Genomic DNA, 20668 nt, shown 5'->3' with positions numbered 1-20668 from the left:
CGGGAATGTCGGAAAGCCCCGCCTCCGGGGGCCGATCCGTCGGTATTCCGGGATTCGACGCGATCGGCGGGCGACGCACCTCAACGGCACGGATGCTGACACGTCGGCCGGACACCCGGTCCGCCGAAGAGGAGCTGCGCGCAGATGGCAACAACGGACAAGGCGTCGGGAGACCGGCTCGGCGCGACACTGGTCATGGCCTGCCTGGGGGTGTTCGTCGCATATCTGCCGGTGACGACGGTGTCGGTGAGCCTGCCGGCGATTCAACGAGGGCTGAACGCGTCGACCGCCGACCTGTCCTGGGTGTCGGACGCCTTCGTCCTGCCGATGGCCGCCCTGATCCTGACCGCCGGCGTCTTCGGCGACGTGCACGGGCGCAAGAAGGTCTTCCAGGCCGGCCTGCTGTTCTGCGCGATCGGCGCGTCCGTCGCGCTGTCGGCGCAGTCGATCGCGATGGTCTGGGTCGGCCAGGCGCTGGCCGGTGTGGGCGCGGCCGCTCTGCTGCCCGCCACGCTGGCGCTGATCAGCCACGCCGTGCCGGACCCGAGGAAGCGCGGCCGCTACATCAGCCTCTGGGCCACCTCCCTGATGCTCGCCCTCGCACTCGGCCCACTCGTCGCGGGGGCGATCCTCGAGCACGCGTCCTGGCGGTGGATCTACCTGCCGGCCATCCCGCTCGCCCTGCTCACCGCCCTGATCGCCATTCCGCTGGTGACCGACTCGCGGGCGCCGGGAAAGCGGCACCTGGACTGGCCGGGACAGATCACGGCCGCCCTGGCCATCGTCGCTCTGGTCTTCGCCGTCATCGAGGGCGGCGCCGGCTCGTTCACCGACCCCGTCGTGCTCCTGGCGTTCGCCGTGGCCGCGCTCAGCCTCGCCGCGTTCCTCGTGATCGAGCGGCGGAGCAACTCGCCGATGCTGAGCCCCGCCCTGTTCGCCAGCCGCGGGTTCAACGCCACCGCCGTGATCGCCGCGGTCAGCTTCATGGGCGTGATCGGCAGCATCTTCGTGCTCAGCCTCTACCTCGGCCTGGTCCAGCAGCTGTCGACCATGGAAGCGGCGCTGCGGCTGCTGACCAACACGGCGGTCCCGGTCGTCGTGGGGCCGCTGATCGGCCGCCTCATGCACCGCGTGCACGTGCGCTGGCTGCTCAGCGCCGGCCTGTTCATCGCGGCGATCGCCCTGTTCCTCCTCAGCGGCGTCGACGCCGACACGTCCTTCGGGCAGCTGAGCTGGCGGCTCGCGCTGTTCGGGCTGGGCCTCGGCGCGGTGCTGACCCCGATGACCGCAACCGCGGTCAGCTCCGTACCGTTCCAGCTGGCCGGCATGGCCGCGGCGGCAAACAACGCCTTCCGCCAGGTCGGCGGCGCGCTCGGCCCCGCCGTCCTGGGCGCCCTGCTGACCAGCAGGGCGGCCAGCTCCCTGCCCGGACATCTCGCCGACGCCGGGGTCAGCGATGACCACCGGCAGGCCGCGACCGCGGCGATGGACGACAGTGGCTTCCAGGCGGTCGCCGCCGTCGACTACGGCGCTCAGCGGGACGTCGCTCTGAACGCCCTCGACAAGGCGTTCCTCGACGGCTTCCACCTGTCCCTGAGCGTGTCGGCCACGCTGATGCTCATCGCCGCCCTGGCCGCGGTCCTCCTGCTGGGCCACCCGCGCCCGGTACGCGACCCACAGCCAGCCGCCCAGCGACCCGAATCCGTCCCGGCCTGACCTCGCCAACCGAAGGACGGCGGCGTCACCGGCTTCTACGCTGGTGACGCCGACGACGATCAGGAAGACCGTGACTCCTTCCCTGGACCAGCTCGACCTGCAACTGCTGCAGGCCCTGCAACTCGACGGTCGCGCCCCCTTCAGCCGGATCGCCGCCGCCCTCGGCGTCTCGGACCAGACCGTCGCCCGCCGTTTCCGCCGCCTGCAAATTCAGGCGGGGCTACGCGTGCTGGGCATGACCGACGAGAGCCGCGTCGGCCGCTCCAACTGGATCGTCCGGCTCCGGTGCACCCCGGACATGTCCGAACGGCTGGCCGACGCCCTCGCCCGCCGCCCGGACACCTCCTACGTCGCGCTGATCTCCGGCGGCAGTGAGGTGGTCTGCGAGATAAGGCCGCGCAGTCGCGCCGCCCGCGACGAACTGCTGCTGGGCCGGTTGCAGCGCACCCCACGGGTGATCGGGTTCAGCGCACACTGCCTGTTGCACCGCTTCTACGGCGGTCCCCTGCGCTGGCTGCAGAAGGCCAACGCCCTCAGCGCCGAGCAGGAGGCGGCGCTGCGCCCCGCGCCGCTGGACGCGGCCGCCCCCGGCACCGTCACGGTCGACGACACCGACGAGGCGCTGCTCGCCGCGCTGTTCCGGGATGGCCGGACCGGCCTCGCCGACCTGCAGAGAGCGTGCGGCCAGTCCGAGGACGTGGTGCGGCGCCGCCTGGACCGGCTGCGCGGCAACGGCGCGCTCTACTTCGCCGTGCAGTATCTGCCGGAACACGTGGGCCGCGAGATCGGCGCGATGCTGTGGCTGACCGTGGCGCCGTCCGCGCTGGCCGCGGCCGGGCACGCGCTCGCCGAGCACGCGGAGGTGGAGTTCGCCGCCGCGGCCACCGGCCAGACCAACATCATCGCTGCCGTCCGCTGCCGGGGCACCGAGGAGCTGTACGCGTACCTGAACGACAAGATCGGCGCTCTGGACGGCATCCGCACCGTCGAGACCGCGCTGATGCTGCGCCAGATCAAACAGCTGTCGCTCGCGCCTGCGGCCGTACCGGACTGAAGTGTCCCGGTGGCACCGTCCAGTGGGTGGTAGCCGACGGGCACGGGCTTGACGGAGCGCAGACATCGGAGGTTTACTGCGTCAGCGATGCATGTCGATGAGCTTCGATCGTCCACATTGGCCGGCTGAGGTCGTCGTCGCTGCCATCGCGAACGCGTCGTCGCCGTCGCGCCAGCCGTCTCCTGGCACTGTCGGCAGCGACGCGACGCTCCCCCCTCGGCGGGCGGGGAGCACCGGCACGGCAACCCGCACTGCGCAGCGTCGCGCTCCCCCGCAGGACGATCCCCACCGGCACGGCACCACCCCGCACCATCTCAGCCGAGCATCGGCGGCCCGGCTCCGTACCACCGCCATCTCGGCCCCGGCGAGCCCCCACAGCTCCGTGACGCGCGCCCGGGTCGACGCTCAGCAGAGGAGCAAGAGCATGCGTTCCCGTCCCCGTCTGTTAGCACTCGTCACCGGCCTCGCTGTGTTCCTGACCAGCCTGGTGGCCCTTCCGACGCCGGCCTCGGCGGCACCGCTGACCAAGGTCCTGGTGTTCAGCAAGACCGCCGGCTTCCGGCACTCGTCCATCCCGAACGGCATCGCCGCGATCCAGCAGCTCGGCTCGGCCAACGGCTTCACCGTGACCTCGACCGAGGACGCCGCCCAGTTCACCACCAGCAACCTGGCGCAGTACCAGGCGGTGGTCTTCCTGTCGACGACCGGTGACGTCCTCAACGCCAGCCAGCAGACGGCCTTCGAGTCGTACATCGCCGCTGGTGGCGGGTTCGTCGGTGTGCACGCAGCCGCCGACACCGAATACAGCTGGCCGTGGTACGGCTCGCTGGTCGGGGCATGGTTCGACTCGCACCCGGCGATCCAGACCGCGACCGTGAAGATCGAGGACCGGACGAACCCGTCGACCGCCCACCTGAGCGACACCTGGGTCCGCTCCGACGAGTGGTACAACTACCGCACCAACCCCCGGTCCAGCGCGCGGGTCCTGGCCAGCCTCGACGAGTCGTCCTACAGCGGCGGCAACATGAGCGGCGACCACCCGATCACCTGGTGCAAGGCGTACGGCGGCGGACGGGCCTGGTACACGGGCCTCGGGCACACCGAGGCGTCGTACACCGACCCGAACTTCACCCGGATGCTGCTCGGCGGCCTCCAGGTCGCCGCGGGCTCCGTCACGGCCGACTGCTCGCCGCGCACCACGACCCCGCCGCCGAGCGGCTCCACGCTGCGGGCCCGGGCCAACAACCAGTACGTCAGCGCGCTCAACGCCACCACCGCGCTGATCGCCAACCGCAGCAGCGTCGGCACCACCGAGCGGTTCGACCTGGTCAACCTCGCCAACGGCAACGTGGCGCTGCGCTCCAAGGGCAACGGGCAGTTCGTCGCCGCCGAGAACGCCGGTGCCGCCGCGCTGATCGCCAACCGGGCCACCGCCGGCGCGTGGGAGACGTTCCAGCTCGTGCGTAACTCCGACGGCACGGTGAGCCTGCGGGCCACTGTGAACAACCGTTACGTCGCCGCCGAGAATGCGGGCGCCTCCGCGCTGATCGCCAACCGGACCTCCATCGGTCAGTGGGAGAAGTTCGACCTCGTCACCGGCTGACCTGGTCCCCCGCACGTTCCCCACGATCCCCATCTGGTCGTGGTGCGCCCCCGCGCGCCCGTCCACCGGTCGTCGAGAAAGGACGATCATGCTTTCGTACCCCCGGCGCTGGCCCCGGGCTCTCCTCGCGGCGGTCACCACCGTCGCGAGCGTGACCCTGGCTGTGGCCGCACCGTCGACCGCCCAGGCGGCGGTCATTCCCGCCTCCGACTATCAGCAGGTCAAACTCGCCACCGGCTCGGCCGAGCTGGGTGAGGCCATGTCCCTGGCCGTGCTGCCCAACCGCTCGGTGCTCCACACCGCCCGCAACGGTGTGCTGCGCGTGACCGACGTGGCCGGCAACACCAAGGTGTCCGGCACCCTGTCGGTCTACACCCACGACGAGGAGGGGTTGCAGGGCGTCGCCGTCGACCCCAACTTCGCCAGCAACCGGTGGATCTACCTGTATTACTCGCCCACGTTGAGCACGCCGTCCGGGGACGCACCGACCACCGGATCGCAGTCTGACTGGGACCGGTGGAAGGGGCACCTGCGGCTGTCCCGGTTCACGCTCAACAGCGACGACACGCTCAACCTGGGCAGCGAGAAGATCGTGCTCCAGGTCGCCAACGACCGTGGGCAGTGCTGCCACGTCGGCGGTGACCTGGACTTCGACGCCGCAGGCAACCTGTACCTGACCACCGGCGACGACACCAACCCGTTCGAGTCGTCCGGCTACGCGCCGCTGGACGAGCGGACCAACCGCAACCCGCAGTTCGACGCCCAGCGCTCGGCGGGCAACACCAACGACCTGCGGGGCAAGGTGCTGCGGATCAAGCCGCAGGCGGACGGCACGTACACGATCCCGTCGGGCAACCTGTTCGCGCCCGGCACGTCGGGCACCCGTCCGGAGATCTACGCGATGGGTCTGCGCAACCCGTTCCGGATGAGCGTCGACAAGGCGACCGGTGTCGTCTACCTCGGCGACTACGGCCCCGACGCCGGGAGCACGAACTCCAGCCGTGGCCCGTCGGGTCAGGTCGAGTTCAACCGCATCGCGGCGCCCGGCAACTACGGCTGGCCGTACTGCACGGGCGCCAACACCAGCACGGAAACATACAATGAATACACCTTCCCGTCCGGGCCGTCGCAGTCCAAGTACAACTGCACGGGCGGGCCGACGAACAACTCGTTCCGCAACACCGGGCTCGGCACGCTGCCCGCGGCGAAGCCGGCCTGGATCAAGTACGCGGGTGACTCCGGCTCACCGTCGGAGTTCGGCAGCGGCTCGGAGTCGCCGATGGGTGGGCCGGTCTACCGGTACGACGCCTCGCTCAACTCCAGCATCAAGTTCCCGGCGTCGCTGAACGGCCAGTTCTTCGCCGGCGAGTACGGCCGCCGCTGGATCAAGGCCATCGCGGTCAACTCCGACGGCTCCCGGGGGGAGATCTCCAACTTCCCGTGGAGCGGCACACAGGTCATGGACATGGCCTTCGGCCCGGACGGCGCACTCTACGTGCTGGACTACGGCACCGGCTCGAACAACCAGGCGCTGTTCCGGATCGAGTACATCGGTGGTGGCAACCGCAGCCCGATCGCTGTCGCCTCGGCGAACCCCACGTCGGGGGCCAACCCGTTGACTGTCACCTTCTCGTCGGCCGGCAGCTCCGACCCCGAGGGTGGGGCGCTGAGCTACCTGTGGACGTTCGGCGACGGCACCACGTCGACGGCGGCCAACCCCACCAAGACGTACACCACGAACGGCACGTACTCCCCCACGTTGAAGGTCACCGATCCGACCGGCCTGTCCGGCACGGCGAGCCTGGTCATCACCGTCGGCAACACGGCCCCGACGGTGACGCTGACCGCGCCCAGCGACGGGCAGTTGTTCAACTTCGGTGACACGGTGCCGTACCAGATCTCGGTGAGCGACCCGCAGGACGGCACGATCGACTGCTCCAAGGTCAGCCTGACGTACGCGCTGGGCCACGACAGCCACGCCCACCAGATCACCTCGAAGAACGGGTGCAGCGGCTCGATCACCGTGCCGACCGACGGGGAGCACGACTCGGCGGCCAACATCTACGGCGTCTTCGACGCCGCCTACACCGACAACGGTGGGCTCACCACGCACAGCATCAAGACCCTGCAACCGAAGCACCGGCAGGGTGAGCACTTCAGCGCCCAGTCCGGCGTCCAGGCCACCGACCACACCAACGCCGAGGGTGGCCGTACCGCCGGGTTCATCGAGAACAACGACTGGATCTCGTACCAGCCGTACAACCTGTCCAACGCGACCCGGTTCACCGCCCGGGTCTCCTCGGCCGGCGCCGGCGGCACCATCGAGGTCCGTGCCGGTTCCGCCACGGGCAGCCTGCTGGGCACCGCCACGGTGCCGGTGACCGGTAGCTGGGAGACCTTCGTGGACGTCTCCACCGCCATCAGCAACCCGCCCGGCGCGTCGACCTCGCTGTACCTGGTCTTCAAGGGTGGCTCGGGCAACCTGTTCGACGTCGACGCGTTCACCTTCACCACCGGCACCACCACCCCCAGCGGGGGGATCACGCTGCGGGCGCAGGTCAACAACCAGTACGTGTCTGCGGTCGGCACGAACCCGCTGATCGCCAACAAGGCCAGCGTCTCGACGACCGAGCAGTTCGACCGGGTGGACGCCGGCAACGGCAACATCGCCCTCCGGTCACGCGCCAACGGGCTGTACGTCTGCGCCGAGAACGCGGGCGCGGAGCCGTTGATCGCGAACCGCACGACGGTCGGACCGTGGGAGACCTTCCAGATCATCACCAACTCGGACGGGACGGTCGGCCTGCGGGCACTGGCCAACAACCAGATCGTGGCCGCCGAGAACGCCGGGGCGGGGGCGTTGATCGCCAACCGCACGTCGGTCGGTTCCTGGGAGAGGTTCGTCCTCACTGGCTGAGCGACGGAGCCCGGCCTGGTCGGTGGCCGGGCCGGCCCGCTGATCCAGAGTGGGAGTCCGGGGCGGGCGGTGACATCCGCCCGCCCCGGTTCTTCTCGCCGTCGTCTCGGGGTGCGGACTCAGGAGTCTGCCGGCACCCCTGCCTCAAGCTGACCGATCATCGGCGCGAGGAGGTCGTTGAGCTCCCGGGCCAACACCGCCACGGCTCGGCGCGCGGTGACCGCCACGGAATCGTCCGGACCGTCCGGGGCGGGCGGCAGGTCGTCGAGCGGGAGCGGTGCCTCCACCTGGAGCATCGCCCGCAGGTGCGGGCTTCGCGTCTGATCCTGCTCCGTCGGTGTGGTGAACTGGCCGAACAGCTGGGGCCAGTCTCGCCAGCCGCGGTCGCGCTGCCACTGCTTGGTCCAGGTGAGCTCGGCCGGCCAGCCGGAGACCACCGTCACGGCGCAGACCATGCTGCCGTCCCACGGGCTTCGCGTGCAGGTCGCCGACACGATCCGCCGATGCCAGCGGGCGAAGCCGGGCGACAGCTCGCCGGCGATCCGCCAGGCCGTCGCCGCGAACTCGACCGGGGCGATGTCACCCCAGGTCACGGCGAACTCGTCGATCCGCCCCAGCACCTCGGCCTCGTAGCGGCCCCGCCCGTCGGTGCCGTGCTCACGGTCGAACTGCTCATCCAGCCAGAAGGCGCGCGGCTCCGGCATCGTCTCCCCCGTTCGTCGCGATGGCACCCCCGCCTTCGGCACCCGGCCCCGGTTGGTGAGGACGGTTTCCGGCACGGTGCGGAGGGTGCCGCAGTCAGGCAACCGTCACTGACCGTACACGAGTTGACCACATTGGATCGGCTGTTCGCACTTGGCGTGAGCGGTGCGACGTCGGAGCGCACCGGGCACCGGCGGCGGGATTTGCGGCACTGCAAGCTCGGTGGCAGTCGTGGCGGCTTGACAAGGACCCGGATCCAGAGTGGACGATGCACCGTGCGAATTCTCGTGGTGGGTGGCAGTGGCCTGATCGGCGCTCATGTCGTGGACGTGCTGCGCGAGCGCGGGCATGCCACCACCACTGTGGCGCGTACCGCCCATCCGGGGGTCGACCACCTGCTCGATGTCGGGTCCGCCTCGATCGAGGAGCTGCGGCCGTTGCTCGCCGGGCACGACGGCGTCGTGTACGCCACCCGCACCGACGAGCAGAAGCCGTTGCCCAAGCCGATCTATCCGGAGTTCCGCCGCGACAACGTCGAACCGGTGGTACGCCTGTTCACCGCCGCCCGCCTGGAGGGCCTCACCCGCGGGGTCGTGATGGGGTCGTACTACACCTATTTCGACCGGCTGCATCCGCAGTGGCGGCTCGCCGAGCGTCACACGTACATCCGTTGCCGGCTGGAGCAGGCCCGCGAGGGGCGCGCGGCAGCCGGCCCGGATCTGCCGGTCGCCGTCCTCGAACTGCCCTTCGTCTTCGGTCGGGCCGGTGACCGGCTGCCGAACTGGGCCGGGCCGCTGGACCGGTGGGTCCGCTCCCGTACACCTCTGGTCGCGCCGACCGGCGGAAGCGCCGCGGCCTCGGCCCGCAGCGTGGCCGAGGTCGCGGCCGACGCCCTGGAGCAGGCCAGCGGCGCGGACATCCCGGTCGCCGACGAGAACCTGACCTGGGTCGACATGATCGCGCGCATCACCGACGCGGTCGGCCGACGCCGCCGGGTCGCCCGGCTGCCGGCCGGCGCGGCGAAGGCCGCGCTGCGCCTCGGCGGCGCGCTACAGGCCCTCGCCCGCAAGGAGTCGGGCGTCAACCCCAGCTACCTCGCCGATCTCCTGCTCGCCGAGCTGTTCATCGAGCCGACGACCGGCCGGCCGCTGGATCCGGCGCTGCGGCAGACCTTCGCCCGACAGGCCTAGGCCGGTGGTCGGGCGAGATAGGCGGTCTTGACGTCGGGCGAGAACCCGCAGGCGCGGTAGAAGCCGTGCGTCGCGGGGTTGCGCGAACCTGTCATCAGCATCGCCTTGTAGCAGCCCGCGTCCCATGCCGCCTGGAGCGTGTCGGCCATGATCTGCCGCCCCAGACCGGTGCCTCGCCGTGATTCCTCCACGACGACGTTCTCGATGACGGCGTACGGGGACGCCGATCGGCTCAGGTTGGGGATCACGTTGAGGTACGTCGAGGCGACGACGGCCCCGTCCAGTTCGAGGACGAAGAGGTGCAGCCCTGGTGAGCCGAGGATCTGGCGGAAGACCGCCGCAGCGGAGTCATCGTCCAGCACCGGATCGTCCGGGTTCAGCTGTTGGTAGAGGCGGATGATCTGCGCCAGGTCGTCAGGCCGAGCCGCACGGAACATACAGTGAGCGTAACCAGAGCCGCCGCCGCGGCCGCTCCCACGTCGCTACCGGTCGACGCGTCTCATGCTGCGATACACCACAGTGATGATCAGGAAGAGCGTGCCGACCAGCACGAGGGTGATCACGGCGTTGACCGCCACGGGCAGGTCCCGAACCAGGTACTGCTTGACGTAGTTGCTGCCGAGGATGACGGGGACGTAGATCCACCAGGGCGCCCACTTGCCGTTCGGTTGCTCTTCCCCGCTCACGGATGACCTCTTTCGACAGTGCTGCCAGGACCCCCGCCGACCGTGCGGCGACGCTGCATCCACCCTGGCCCCGAATGTCAGCCGTGCCATCGACGCGGGGAACGAGAACGGCCTCATCAGTTGGTACTACGACCCATCACAACTCCATGATCGACAGAGGACCTGCTTCTATGGCAGGGTTTGGCGGTGAAGGACTTCGGTGTCCGCGCGGCCAGCTCGGCAGATCGCGCGTTCATGGTCGACATGCTCGCGGCGGCAGTGAACTGGTTGCCGGAGCGCAACTGGCCCCGCGAGCAGATCCTGGCTGACCCGGCGCTGGCTCACTACGTCACCGGTTGGATGCGGCCCGACGACTTCGGGATGGTCGCGACGGAGCCGGCGGGTCGGCCGGTCGGGGCGGCCTGGTTCCGGTACCTGATTGCCGCTGACCCGGGCTACGGGTACGTGAGCGACGACGTGCCGGAGCTGACCATCGGTGTGGTGGAGTCGTGGCGGGGCCAGGGGGTGGGTCGGGCCCTCCTGCGCGCCGTCCTGAACGCCGCGCGCGACCGTGGCGTTCGCACCGTCTCGCTGAGCGTGGAGAGGGCGAACACCGCCAGACGGCTGTACGTGGCTGAAGGGTTCCGCAGTGTCGAGTCGTTCGAGAACGCGGACACGATGGTGGCCGAGATCCAGGCCTGACGCCCGAGAACACCCCTCACCTGAGCTGTTCGGCCAGTCCGACGATGATGCCCTCGGGACCGCGCACGTAGCAGAGCCGAAAGATGTCCTCGTACCGCTCCAACTCGCCGACGAGGTCCGCGCCACGGGCACGAAGACGGGCGACGACGTCCTCGATGTCGTCGACGGCGAACATGATGCGACGAAGACCGAGCGTGTTCGCCGGCGCGTCCCTGGGATCGGGGCTGATCGCCTTCGGCGTGTGGAACATCGCCAGCTCGACCTTGCCCTGGCCATCCGGGGTGCGCAGCATCGCGACCTCCTGTCGGACGTCGTCGACCCCGATGACACGCTCCACCCATCGTCCCTCGACCGGCCCTCTGCCCTCCAGTTCCATGCCCAGTTCGACGAAGAACGCAATGACAGCGTCGAGGTCCTCGACAACGATGAGGACGTTGTCCATCCGCTGGATCGCCATGCTGGATCTCCCTGGTCCGATACGGCCCCTGTGGCCGCATCCTCCCCGGGGACGGAGCCGCCCGGCCGTTCTCGACACAGGTTTCGTCAGTCAGTGGCTGGTCCCCTGTCGGGCCAGGGCCCGGGTCGACGGCCACGGCCGGCAGGGCCAGGTCCGCACGTTAGAGTCCGGCCGTGGACAGCGGCACGTCCCTCGGTGTTCGCCGTCGTGACGGCCACGACGACGGTGCTGTCGTCGACAACCCAAGCAGTTCCTGGCGATTGTGCGGGCGCATTAGCGGCTCGGCCCAGTTGTCTCGATCGAGTCGTCGGTTCTGAAGAACCGCACGGAGGCCGACACGAGCAGCTGCTTGTCGCGCTGGCTTAGTTCCGGGAGTCGTCTACAACGGCTTGTCGAAGAGGTCCCCACCATCGGGGGAACCCGGTGGTGCAGGAACTTCTCTCGCCGGTGTGATGCCCCTCGCCGCCGCGCTCGTTGTTATCCTGCAGGCAAGCAGGAGGATGCGGGTGGTGAAGCGTCAGCGGTTCCTGCGGAACTCAACGAGGTCGCAACTGTCGGGATCGCCTTCGAACCGGTACAGCCAGGGCTCAGCGCGATCGCCTGAAATCCACAGTTGGGTATCCCCGAGCCTCAGATCCTCGCTGGTATCCGAGGCGACATCGAGGGTCCAGGTGCCTTCTGCGGTGCGTTCCACGAGATCGGGCGGCACGTTGCTGGCGCCATAGCGACCGTCTTCGCGTAGCTCGATCTTCGCGCCGCCAGAACTGGTGTAGACACCTGCCAGGTCCGACACGGTGATGTCCGAGGGTGGACCGGGCGCGCATCCGAGGTACCGGGAACACCCTGCGGTCGCCGGCACGACCACGATGAGCGACAGGGCGGCGGCGAGTCGCCAGGCTCTTCCCACCGGAGGCTCCATCCTGCCCGGAGGATACGGGGTCGGGCGGCAGTGGAGTCTAGCAGTCACTTTGATCCACACCGGACCTGAATTGGTGAGGCCTCGGCTCCGGCGGTCTGCTCAGTAGCCAGCGAAGTGCGGAGCCAGCGCGATCGTCACGAAGCGAATCGTCCGGCCCAGCAGGCAGGTCACCGCGAAGGCCGTGGAACGCATGGGTGTACGGCCCAGGTAGACGCTGGCGGCCAGCAACGGCGGGAATCCGGTGATGGCGCTGACCAGCAGCAGCCCGGTGGCCTGGCGGGGGCGTTCCATCACCTCGACGAGCCGCGCCCCGGCCGCCTTCGGGCGGGCGAGCATCGTCGCCAGCCGCCCCGCCGGCTCCCGCACGGCGGGTGTGTGCCTGCTGAGCCGGCCTTGCAGCCAGGACGATTGGATCGCGCCGCGCGCGGCGAGGAAGATCAGGACCTTGCCGGCAGTCTGACCGGCCGCGGCAGCTACACCCAGCGCCACCGACGGCGCGCCGGTCGTCGCCACGGCCGCGATCAGGTACGGCTCGGCCGGTGTGAACGGCAGGAAGGCCGACAGGAGCCCGACGGCCGCAGCCGCCAGGACGGCGATCATGGCCGGCTGTGCGGCAGGCCCGCCGGCAACTTGGCGGCGCAGACCAACGAGACGACCTTCACCGCTGCGACCGCGAGGGCGAACGTGACGGCCACGGCCGTCGGGGCGACGATCGCCAGGATCACCACCGCGGCGGTGTTCAACGCCTTCGCAGGCGGCGACCAGTTCCACAGGTAGATGCGGCGATCGACGCTGGCGAAGTAGTTCGGACTCAGCAGCGGCCAACGCAGGAACATCAGGCTCAGCAACTGGTCGATGACCATGAACTGGACGAGAAACACCGCGACCGGCAGGGCGGTGGCGGGCCGCAGCACGACCAGCGCGGCGGCACAGGCCGACGTGCAGGCACGGTCGGCGACGATGTCGAAGACCGCGCCGGTGCGCGTCTCCTGCCCCAAGGCCCGGGCGGCGGCGCCGTCCAGGATGTCACCGATCCAGTAGATCAGGTATGCGGCGACGAGCAGGTGGACGCTGCGGTGGGTCAGCGCCGCCACGGCGAGCGCCACCGAGATGGCGGTCCGGACGGCGGTGATGGCGTTGGGGACGTTGACCAGCGTGACCGGCGGGCTGAGGCCGAGGGCTGTCATTCGGCGTCCTTGAGAATGCGGTGCATCTCGGCGGTGCGTCGGTTCAGATCGGCCAGCTGCGCGCCCATGTCGGCGAGCAGGCGCTGTGTTTCGGCGGCCTGCTCCGCGTATTGCCGCTGCAGTTCGCCGGAGACGGCGACCCGCTTGCGGACGCCGGCATACCAGATGGCCGCGATGACCACGGCGGCGATGACGATGAGGAAGACCGAGGCGGCGATGTCCATCTAACTGTTTCCTTTGGGTACGGCGTCGCCGTCTCCGGCGGTGCTCAGGGTCGTGGCGGCGACCGCCACCACGTCGGGCGTGAGGTGCAGTGAGAACGGGGTGGCCTCGTAGTACTTGAGTGCCTTGCCGTCCGCGGACAACTCCAGATGCGCGGTGACCAGCCCGGCCTTTTCCAACTTCTTCAGGTGCACCTGCAGCAGCGCGCGGCTGATGCCCAGGTCGCGGGCGAGTTGTGAGACGTAGGCGCGTTCGCCGGCCAACGCCGCGAGCACACGCAATCGGTGCGGGCTGGCCAGCGTGGCGAGGACCTCGACCAGCCGGTCACCGCTCAGCTCCCATACCTCACCTTGGCTCATGCCAACTATTATTGGCATACGCAAGTCAGAGCGTCAACTCGGGGTGGGGCGAGCGGCGCGGCAAGGGTATTTTCGACCCAACCGTCCGAATCCAAAGGGGTAGCTGCCCGGCGGCGGCACGGCTCTACGACCGCCGGCGTCTGAGGACGACCTCGTGGCGGCACAGGAGGCAGTCGTCCAGCCGCTGCCGCCGGACCTGCGCGCCTGGTGGTTGTACGCCGACGGGGCGCATTCCGGCCTTCAGGCGGACGGCGGGTGGCTCATCCCGCCAGGCTTCGCGCCCTACCCGATCAGTGAGGCGTTGGAGAGCGGCCATGACGTCCGTCTCGGTCAGGGGTTGATCAGTCTCCAGTCGCCTTCGGAGATGACCTCAACGGTGCCATCGACCACCTTGATGGCAGTGTTGTCGTCGATGGCGTAAGTCGGGACCGGGATTCCGGACGCCCATTTCTGGATGTTGGACAGCTCGGTGTCCTCCATCTCCGGATGGTTGAGGTGGGGGTACAGGGTGAAATCCACCAGCCCCAGCGCCCGATCGGCGTCCTGCGCCATGTCGCTGCCGTCAGGGACGAATTGACTGTCGAATTCGGCGTCGCAGTTGTACGGGGTGACCGCGATGCTCCCGGCGCTGACCCCCACATAGACCGTGTCACTCAGCGACGGCAGGAGGTCGGCCAAGCCCGACTGGCGCAGCCAGTAGGTCAGGTACAGCACATCGCCGCCCCAGGCGAGGAGGGCATCGGCCTCCCGGACCGCCGGGACCCAGTTCTCCTCCCGAATGGTCGGCAGCGCGGTGAGCTCCAACATCCCCAGGGATTTCCAACCGAGCTGGGACAGCGGGATCGAAGCCTGGCCGTGGATCGCCTTCCATGCCCTCTCAGCTCCACCGGGGAAGGGGTAGACCGCGGTCGGGATGAACAGGGCCGTGGATTCGGCGATCGGCTTGCCCAGCAGCTCGACGAGCGCGTCGGAGATGCTCGGGTTACAAATGCCCGACGACGTGAGAAGGAACTTCATGAAATCCGCTCTCCTGAAGCCACCACATGACGGCGAACATGTTGTCCATTGAGGCCAGCGTCCCGGCTCGCTGAGCCGAGCGACACACCGCTGGATCATCCGCTGGCGGCCGTCCAACCGTCAACCGCCTCCGCCCGCAGCGCTCCGAGAGCTGCACGGCAGGAGCCGAGCATGCCTCGGTGGCAGCTCGGTCCTCGTGAGACGCTGCGGGTCCGGGCAGGAGACGTCAGCGAAGCGGATCGGGGAAGGGGACTTCTCCCCTCAGCGCCTTCTCGGCCAACTCCGTCCGCTCCGCATGAAGAACGTTGTCCTGCAGAGGGTGCCTGGGCACGTTGACACACCGCTGACCTGCCAAGACCTCACACACAGGGCATACCAGAAAGAGTCCACTCGACGGCACCAGCTCGACGCCCTGAGACAGTGCAGCCCTGCCGATCTTGACAATCGAGTGGTACAGGTCGGGATCCTGATGCCGGGCGGCGGCAGCAGCCACCTCCCGCATCCCTTCCCAGAACAGTTCGGCAGCCCCTGGCTCCTCCACGTTGATGCGCACGCCTGCGCCTGCCCGCCACCGGGCCGACGAAACCTCAGCACGGTGCCGGCTCGCTCACACCACAGATCTCAACCGCTCGTCACGTGGCGTTGTAGTGGTCACCGGCCGGGGCTCAACCTCACGGGACTGGGATACCGGTCGGCCGCGATCGACGGCCGACCGGTACGCCGTCAGAGGGCCATGTAGTAGCGGACCAAGGGCAGGGCAGTCATGCCGAGACTGCCGTAGAACGCCCTGGCCGCGTCGTGGAACCGATCGCCTCCCGTGCCGATCGAGACGACCTCGACCCCAGCGTGCTTCATCGCATCGAAGGCGTGTGTGCACAACTCCCTGCCGACGTGGTGCCGGCGTTGATCCGCCGCCACGGCGATGATGTCGATCTCACCGCTGCGCTTGTCCGGGTTCGTCTGCCACGCGGCAAATCCGAGGAGCGTGTCGCCGTCCTCGACGACGACAACGTGCTTGTTGTGCTGTGGGTCGTGCAGCCCGACCCACATCTCGCGGTAGTCCTCACGCCAGGTGCCATGCTGGTTGGTCATGATGGCGTCGCCCACGATCGACCGGAACGAGTCCTCGTAGAACGGGCCGAAGGTGGCGATGGTCAATTCGAGCAGTGGCTCCACGTCTGATGACCGAAACGGACGCAGATTCATGATGTCCAGTGCCTTCCGTTTGAGGGTGTGTCGAATAGCCCGACCTGATCGGCAGGTCGGGCAACTCACGGCTCAGATCGAGCCGTCCCTCAGAAGCGGGTGCGCTCAGCGGCGAAGCACTGCATGATCCGGACAGTAGCCGACCCCCCCGCCACCGAGCGACTTCGTCCCGACGCGTCACGGGTGTCAGTCGTGATCGTCACCCAGTCTGTCGCTCACTGGCTCCGGGGCCGCCCCGGTTCTGCTTTACCGCCGTTCCTCACAATGAAGGTGCACCCTGACGGCGGTCCTGATGCTGACCCACCGCCCCGATGGGTCACAGCCCGGTTCGCCCGTCGATGCACTCGCGCAGGAGGTCGGCGTGGCCAGCGTGCCGCGCATACTCCTCGAGTACGTGGACAAGCACGTCGCGCGTGGCGTGGCTGCCACCGTCGGCCGGCACTTGGCGGCCCAGGTCGGTCTCCTCAAGGGCGTCGAGCCATTCGTCGGCCTTGGCGCTCTCAGCCTTCCAGGTTGCAAAGGCGTCCTTCACCACCGCTGGGTCGGGGACCGCGCCAACGAAGTCCCAATCCGGGTCGTCCTCGTGCTTGTAAAGGCGCCGTGCGTCGGTCCGGCCTTGCAGCACGCGCTGGAACCAGTGGTTCTCCATCTGAGCCAGGTGGCGGACCAGGCCGAGCAAGCTCAGGGTGCTGGGCGGTACCGAGCGTCGGCCGAGCTGCTCGGTGTCCAGTCCGTCGCACTTCATCTCTATGGTCAGACGGTAGTTGCCGAGGTACTCGCGGTAGGTCGCCTTTTCGCCGACGGGCTGACCGAAGGTCCTAGGGTCGTCCTCGGGGGCGGTCCACAGTTTGCTCACGGCGCCACCCAATCGCGGGCGCAGGCACCAGTCAAGCGAGCTGCGGTGCCCCAACTCCGACGGCCGCTCTCGCAACGCCGCACTGAGTCCACCGTGCCATCCAATAGCAGCCCGGCACCCGTTGACGGCATGATCATGGTTCGGCGGTCTTCCGGACGGCCTCAGGTGCAGGTCAGCGACCTTGCGAACGTCACTTGGCGTTGAAGTAGCTGGCCTCCGGGTGGTGGACCACGATCGCGTCGGTGGCCTGCTCCGGCATCAACTGGAACTCCTCGGACAGCTCGACCCCGATCCGCTCCGATCCGAGCAGGTCCACGATCTTCGCCCGGTCCTCCAGGTCAGGGCAGGCCGGGTAGCCGAACGCGTACCGGCAGCCCCGGTAGTCGTTGCGCAGCAGACCGGCCAGGTCCGTCGGGTCGTCGTGGCCCAGCGGACGACCGTCGGGCAGGGTCATCTCGGCCCGGATGCGCCGGTGCCAGTACTCCGCGAGCGCCTCGGTGAGCTGCACGGACAGGCCGTGCACCTCCAGGTAGTCGCGGTACTCGTTGCGGGCGAACAGCTTCGCCGCGTACTCGCTGACCGGCTGACCCACGGTGACCAGTTGCAACGCGACCACATCGAGCTGGTCGCCCTTGGGCTTGAAGAAGTCCGCCAGGCAGAGCCGCCGCTCCTGGCGCTGGCGGGGGAACGAGAACCGGGCGCGCTCCGCGTGCCCGTTCTCGTCGAGCACCACCAGGTCGTTGCCTTCGGAGTACGCGGGGAAGTAGCCGTACACCACGGCTGCCTCCAGAACCTGGTCGGCGATCAACCGGTCCAGCCAGTAGCGCAGACGCGGCCGGCCCTCGGTCTCCACCAGTTCGTCATAGGACGGACCGTTGCCGCCTCGGGCGCCGTTCAGCCCCCACTGCCCACGGAAGGTGGCCCGCTCGTCGAGCAGCGCCGCGTAGTCGGCCATCGGCACGCCCTTGATCACCCGGGTGCCGAAGAACGGCGGGGTGGGCACGGCCACGTCCACTGCCACGTCGGAGCGGGTCGAGGAGTCGTGCAGCTCCGGCAGGGACTCGCTGACCATGGACCGTTGCCGTTCCCGGCGGGCCCGCCGCGCCGCGAGCGCCGCTTCCCGCTCCGGGTCGATCACCGGCGCGCCGCCACGCTTGGCGGTCATCACCTTGTCCATCAGGGACAACCCCTCGAAGGCGTCCCGGGCGTAGTGCACCTGCCCGGGGAACATCGACCGCAGGTCGTCCTCGACGTACGCGCGGGTCAGCGCCGCCCCACCCAGCAGGACGGGCCAGCGCTCCGCGACCCCGCGCGTGGCCATCTCGGCGAGGTTTTCCTTCATGATGACCGTGCTCTTGACCAGCAGGCCGGACATGCCGATGGCGTCGGCGCGGTGCTGCTCGGCGGCGTCCAGGATGGCGCTGATCGGCTGCTTGATGCCGATGTTCACCACCTCGTAGCCGTTGTTGGACAGGATGATGTCGACCAGGTTCTTACCGATGTCGTGCACGTCGCCGCGCACGGTGGCGAGCACGATGCGGCCCTTGCCGCCGTCCTCGGCGGTCTCCATGTGTGGCTCCAGGTAGGCCACGGCGGTCTTCATCACCTCGGCGGACTGGAGCACGAACGGCAGTTGCATCTGGCCCGAGCCGAACAGCTCACCGACCACCTTCATGCCGTCCAGCAGGATGTCGTTGATGATCGACAACGGGGACCGGCCGCCGGCCATCGCCTCGTCCAGGTCAGCTTCCAGGCCGTTGCGCTCACCGTCGATGATCCGCCGCTTGAGCCGCTCGTCCAGCGGCAGCGCCGCCAACTCCTGCGCCCGGCTGGCCCGGGCGCTGGTCACGTCGACACCCTCGAACAGCTCCAGGAAACGCTGCACCGGGTCGTACCCCTCGCGGCGCCGGTCGTAGACCAGGTCCAGGGCGACCTCGCGCTGCTCCTCGGGGATCTTCGACATCGGCAGGATCTTGCTGGCGTGCACGATCGCCGACGTCAGCCCGGCCTGCACGCACTCGTGCAGGAACACCGAGTTGAGCACCTGCCGGGCGGCCGGGTTGAGCCCGAAGGAGATGTTCGAGATGCCCAGGGTGAAGTTGACGCCCGGGTAGCGGCGGGTGATCTCCCGGATCGCCTCGATCGTCTCGATGCCGTCGCGGCGGGTCTCCTCCTGGCCGGTGGCGATCGGGAAGGTCAGCGCGTCGATGAGGATGTCCGAGCGGTCCAGGCCCCACCGGCCGGTCAGGTCGTCGATCAGCCGCGCCGCGACCCGGACCTTCCACTCCTGGGTACGCGCCTGCCCCTCCTCGTCGATGAGCAGCGCCACCACCGCGGCGCCGTGCTCGCGGACGATCGGCATCACCCGCGCGTACCGGGAGTCGGGGCCGTCGCCGTCCTCGAAGTTCACCGAGTTGACCACGCACCGGCCGCCGAGCATCTCCAGACCGGCCTCCACCACGTTCGGCTCGGTGGAGTCCAACATGATCGGGAGCGTCGACGCAGTGGCGAACCGGCCGGCAAGCTCGCGCATGTCCTGCGTGCCGTCGCGGCCGACGTAGTCCACGCACAGGTCGAGCAGGTGCGAGCCGTCGCGGGCCTGACTGCGGGCGATCTCCACACAGGCCCGCCAGTCGCCGGCGAGCATCGCATCCCGGAACGCCTTGGAACCGTTGGCGTTGGTCCGCTCCCCCACCATCAGCACCGACGCGTCCTGGGCGAACGGCACCGGGTGGTAGACCGAGGAGACACCCGCCTCGTGCCGGGGCTCACGGGCCGGGGCGGTGACGCCGTGCAACCGCTCGGACAGCACCCGGATGTGCTCCGGGGTGGTGCCGCAGCAGCCGCCGACCAGCCCCACGCCGTACTCGGTGATGAACCGCTCCAGGGCCTCGGCCAGCTCCACGGGAGTCAGCGGGAAGTATGCCCCGTCGGCGGTCAGCACCGGCAGGCCGGCGTTCGGCATCACCGACAGCGGGATGCGGGAGTGCTGCGACAGGTAGCGCAGGTGCTCGCTCATCTCCGCCGGGCCGGTCGAACAGTTGAGCCCGATCAGGTCCACCCCGAGCGGCTCGATCGCCGCCAGGGCCGCACCGATCTCGCTGCCCACCAGCATCGTGCCGGTGGTCTCCACCGCCACGTGGCAGATGATCGGCACCGACTGGCCCAGCTCGGCCATCGCCCGCTTCGACCCGACCACGGCCGCCTTGACCTGGAGCAGGTCCTGGCAGGTCTCGATGATCAGCGCATCCGAGCCGCCGACGATCAGACCGGCGGCGTTCTCCTGGTACGCGTCGCGCAGGGTCGCGTAGGCGGTGTGCCCGAGGGTGGGCAGTTTGGTGCCCGGCCCGATCGACCCGAGCACGAACCGGGGCCGCTGCGGGGTGCTGGCCGCGTCGGCGGCTTCCCGGGCGATGCGGGCGCCCGCCTCGGACAGCTCCCGGATGCGCTGCGGGATGTCGTACTCGGCGAGGTTGGCCAGGTTGGCGCCGAACGTGTTGGTCTCCACGCAGTCCGCGCCGGCGGCCAGGTAGGCGTCGTGCACCCCACGCACCACGTCCGGCCGGGTGACGTTGAGGATCTCGTTGCACCCTTCGAGGCCGTCGAAGTCGTCGAGCGTGAGGTCCGCGGCCTGCAGCATCGTGCCCATCGCCCCGTCGGCGATGAGAATCCGGTCGGCCAGCACATCCATCAACGAAGTCCGCACCCGTTCAGGTTAGTGCCGTCCCCACCGCACCCAGCGCCCCTCGGCACCCGATCCCATATTGTGTCAGCGGGATCACCCTGTCTGGTTCGTTCGTGTATGACCGGTCGTCGGTCCGGTGGACCGGCGCGGCCGACGGGCCGCATCCCTGCCCGGCACGTAGGCTGGCGGACGTGAAGGACAACAGGGACGC

The 20668-nt window shown here is 69.2% G+C and carries 20 protein-coding genes; 6 read left to right on the top strand and 14 right to left on the bottom strand.

Going from position 1 to position 20668, the window contains the following annotated elements:
• Window positions 1–144: 144 nt before the first annotated feature.
• The 4 genes from AC3CF1_RS02265 (at window position 145) to AC3CF1_RS02250 (ending at window position 7290) form a co-directional block, all read left to right on the top strand.
• On the top strand, window positions 145–1716 hold the full coding sequence (locus AC3CF1_RS02265) for an MFS transporter (RefSeq protein ID WP_488449412.1): 1572 nt from the start codon (window positions 145–147) through the stop codon (window positions 1714–1716).
• A gap of 70 nt (window positions 1717–1786) precedes the next feature.
• The gene (locus AC3CF1_RS02260; protein ID WP_488449411.1) at window positions 1787–2770 is read left to right on the top strand and encodes an Lrp/AsnC family transcriptional regulator; all 984 of its coding nucleotides are present in this window, start codon (window positions 1787–1789) and stop codon (window positions 2768–2770) included.
• Between the two features lie 424 nt (window positions 2771–3194).
• Window positions 3195–4373 (top strand): ThuA domain-containing protein, encoded by a 1179-nt coding sequence (locus tag AC3CF1_RS02255; RefSeq protein WP_210794104.1) that lies wholly within the window; start codon window positions 3195–3197, stop codon window positions 4371–4373.
• 88 nt (window positions 4374–4461) lie between these two features.
• On the top strand, window positions 4462–7290 hold the full coding sequence (locus AC3CF1_RS02250; RefSeq protein WP_354981439.1) for a PQQ-dependent sugar dehydrogenase: 2829 nt from the start codon (window positions 4462–4464) through the stop codon (window positions 7288–7290).
• A gap of 119 nt (window positions 7291–7409) precedes the next feature.
• Here the strand turns inward: AC3CF1_RS02250 and AC3CF1_RS02245 are convergent, their stop codons facing one another.
• Window positions 7410–8069 carry a hypothetical protein gene (locus AC3CF1_RS02245; RefSeq protein ID WP_488449410.1) on the bottom strand — a complete coding sequence of 220 codons (660 nt, stop codon included), beginning with the start codon at window positions 8067–8069 and terminating at the stop codon, window positions 7410–7412.
• Window positions 8070–8267: 198 nt separating this feature from the next.
• Here AC3CF1_RS02245 and AC3CF1_RS02240 point away from each other — a divergent pair, with 198 nt between their 5' ends.
• Window positions 8268–9182 carry an NAD-dependent epimerase/dehydratase family protein gene (locus AC3CF1_RS02240; RefSeq protein WP_488449409.1) on the top strand — a complete coding sequence of 305 codons (915 nt, stop codon included), beginning with the start codon at window positions 8268–8270 and terminating at the stop codon, window positions 9180–9182.
• Here the strand turns inward: AC3CF1_RS02240 and AC3CF1_RS02235 are convergent.
• Window positions 9179–9619 (bottom strand): GNAT family N-acetyltransferase, encoded by a 441-nt coding sequence (locus tag AC3CF1_RS02235; protein WP_488449408.1) that lies wholly within the window; start codon window positions 9617–9619, stop codon window positions 9179–9181. The two genes, AC3CF1_RS02240 and AC3CF1_RS02235, sit on opposite strands and share 4 nt — an antisense overlap.
• A 45-nt stretch (window positions 9620–9664) precedes the next feature.
• Window positions 9665–9868, bottom strand: coding sequence for a hypothetical protein (locus AC3CF1_RS02230; protein WP_488449407.1), 204 nt, complete (start codon window positions 9866–9868; stop codon window positions 9665–9667).
• 186 nt (window positions 9869–10054) lie between these two features.
• Here AC3CF1_RS02230 and AC3CF1_RS02225 point away from each other — a divergent pair, with 186 nt between their 5' ends.
• Window positions 10055–10549 (top strand): GNAT family N-acetyltransferase, encoded by a 495-nt coding sequence (locus AC3CF1_RS02225; RefSeq protein WP_355160876.1) that lies wholly within the window; start codon window positions 10055–10057, stop codon window positions 10547–10549.
• Window positions 10550–10565: 16 nt separating this feature from the next.
• Here AC3CF1_RS02225 and AC3CF1_RS02220 read toward each other — a convergent pair whose 3' ends face one another.
• From AC3CF1_RS02220 to metH, 11 genes are all read right to left on the bottom strand, one after another.
• A complete protein-coding gene (locus AC3CF1_RS02220; protein ID WP_355160877.1) occupies window positions 10566–11006 on the bottom strand; it encodes a VOC family protein in 441 nt (146 codons plus the stop codon).
• Between the two features lie 517 nt (window positions 11007–11523).
• Window positions 11524–11925 (bottom strand): hypothetical protein, encoded by a 402-nt coding sequence (locus AC3CF1_RS02215; protein ID WP_355160879.1) that lies wholly within the window; start codon window positions 11923–11925, stop codon window positions 11524–11526.
• 99 nt (window positions 11926–12024) lie between these two features.
• Window positions 12025–12525 (bottom strand): hypothetical protein, encoded by a 501-nt coding sequence (locus tag AC3CF1_RS02210; protein ID WP_355160880.1) that lies wholly within the window; start codon window positions 12523–12525, stop codon window positions 12025–12027.
• Window positions 12522–13112: a CDP-alcohol phosphatidyltransferase family protein gene (locus AC3CF1_RS02205; protein WP_355160882.1), complete on the bottom strand. Its 591-nt coding sequence runs from the start codon at window positions 13110–13112 to the stop codon at window positions 12522–12524. Before AC3CF1_RS02205 ends, AC3CF1_RS02210 begins: the two co-directional genes overlap by 4 nt.
• Entirely contained in the window at window positions 13109–13336 is a 228-nt protein-coding gene (locus AC3CF1_RS02200; protein WP_088948075.1) for a hypothetical protein, read from the bottom strand. The genes AC3CF1_RS02205 and AC3CF1_RS02200 overlap by 4 nt, the downstream gene beginning before the upstream one ends.
• Window positions 13337–13693 (bottom strand): ArsR/SmtB family transcription factor, encoded by a 357-nt coding sequence (locus AC3CF1_RS02195; protein WP_088948074.1) that lies wholly within the window; start codon window positions 13691–13693, stop codon window positions 13337–13339. It lies immediately after the preceding gene.
• Between the two features lie 330 nt (window positions 13694–14023).
• Window positions 14024–14710 carry a Type 1 glutamine amidotransferase-like domain-containing protein gene (locus AC3CF1_RS02190; protein WP_488449406.1) on the bottom strand — a complete coding sequence of 229 codons (687 nt, stop codon included), beginning with the start codon at window positions 14708–14710 and terminating at the stop codon, window positions 14024–14026.
• 226 nt (window positions 14711–14936) lie between these two features.
• Window positions 14937–15263: a zinc finger domain-containing protein gene (locus AC3CF1_RS02185; protein WP_355160884.1), complete on the bottom strand. Its 327-nt coding sequence runs from the start codon at window positions 15261–15263 to the stop codon at window positions 14937–14939.
• Window positions 15264–15433: 170 nt separating this feature from the next.
• Window positions 15434–15886, bottom strand: coding sequence for a GNAT family N-acetyltransferase (locus tag AC3CF1_RS02180; protein WP_355160886.1), 453 nt, complete (start codon window positions 15884–15886; stop codon window positions 15434–15436).
• A gap of 346 nt (window positions 15887–16232) precedes the next feature.
• Entirely contained in the window at window positions 16233–16772 is a 540-nt protein-coding gene (locus AC3CF1_RS02175; RefSeq protein WP_355160888.1) for a DinB family protein, read from the bottom strand.
• 190 nt (window positions 16773–16962) lie between these two features.
• On the bottom strand, window positions 16963–20463 hold the full coding sequence (metH, locus tag AC3CF1_RS02170) for a methionine synthase (protein WP_488452029.1): 3501 nt from the start codon (window positions 20461–20463) through the stop codon (window positions 16963–16965).
• Between the last annotated feature and the right edge of the window lie 205 nt (window positions 20464–20668).

This window comes from Micromonospora sp. MGP-C2 (assembly GCF_057766525.1).
The sequence above is the reverse complement of the archived record's forward strand: the minus strand, read 5'-3'. Positions and strand labels throughout refer to the sequence as shown.

Bases quoted from the DNA above. Each gene is read 5' to 3' on its own strand.
- AC3CF1_RS02205 (WP_355160882.1), bottom strand. From the start codon at position 13,112: ATGACAGCCCTCGGCCTCAGCCCGCCGGTCACGCTGGTCAACGTCCCC.
- AC3CF1_RS02195 (WP_088948074.1), bottom strand. From the start codon at position 13,693: ATGAGCCAAGGTGAGGTATGGGAGCTGAGCGGTGACCGGCTGGTCGAG.
- AC3CF1_RS02235 (WP_488449408.1), bottom strand. From the start codon at position 9,619: ATGTTCCGTGCGGCTCGGCCTGACGACCTGGCGCAGATCATCCGCCTC.
- AC3CF1_RS02255 (WP_210794104.1), top strand. From the start codon at position 3,195: ATGCGTTCCCGTCCCCGTCTGTTAGCACTCGTCACCGGCCTCGCTGTG.
- AC3CF1_RS02210 (WP_355160880.1), bottom strand. From the start codon at position 12,525: ATGATCGCCGTCCTGGCGGCTGCGGCCGTCGGGCTCCTGTCGGCCTTC.
- AC3CF1_RS02265 (WP_488449412.1), top strand. From the start codon at position 145: ATGGCAACAACGGACAAGGCGTCGGGAGACCGGCTCGGCGCGACACTG.
- AC3CF1_RS02190 (WP_488449406.1), bottom strand. From the start codon at position 14,710: ATGAAGTTCCTTCTCACGTCGTCGGGCATTTGTAACCCGAGCATCTCC.
- metH (WP_488452029.1), bottom strand. From the start codon at position 20,463: ATGGATGTGCTGGCCGACCGGATTCTCATCGCCGACGGGGCGATGGGC.
- AC3CF1_RS02200 (WP_088948075.1), bottom strand. From the start codon at position 13,336: ATGGACATCGCCGCCTCGGTCTTCCTCATCGTCATCGCCGCCGTGGTC.
- AC3CF1_RS02220 (WP_355160877.1), bottom strand. From the start codon at position 11,006: ATGGCGATCCAGCGGATGGACAACGTCCTCATCGTTGTCGAGGACCTC.
- AC3CF1_RS02250 (WP_354981439.1), top strand. From the start codon at position 4,462: ATGCTTTCGTACCCCCGGCGCTGGCCCCGGGCTCTCCTCGCGGCGGTC.
- AC3CF1_RS02215 (WP_355160879.1), bottom strand. From the start codon at position 11,925: ATGGAGCCTCCGGTGGGAAGAGCCTGGCGACTCGCCGCCGCCCTGTCG.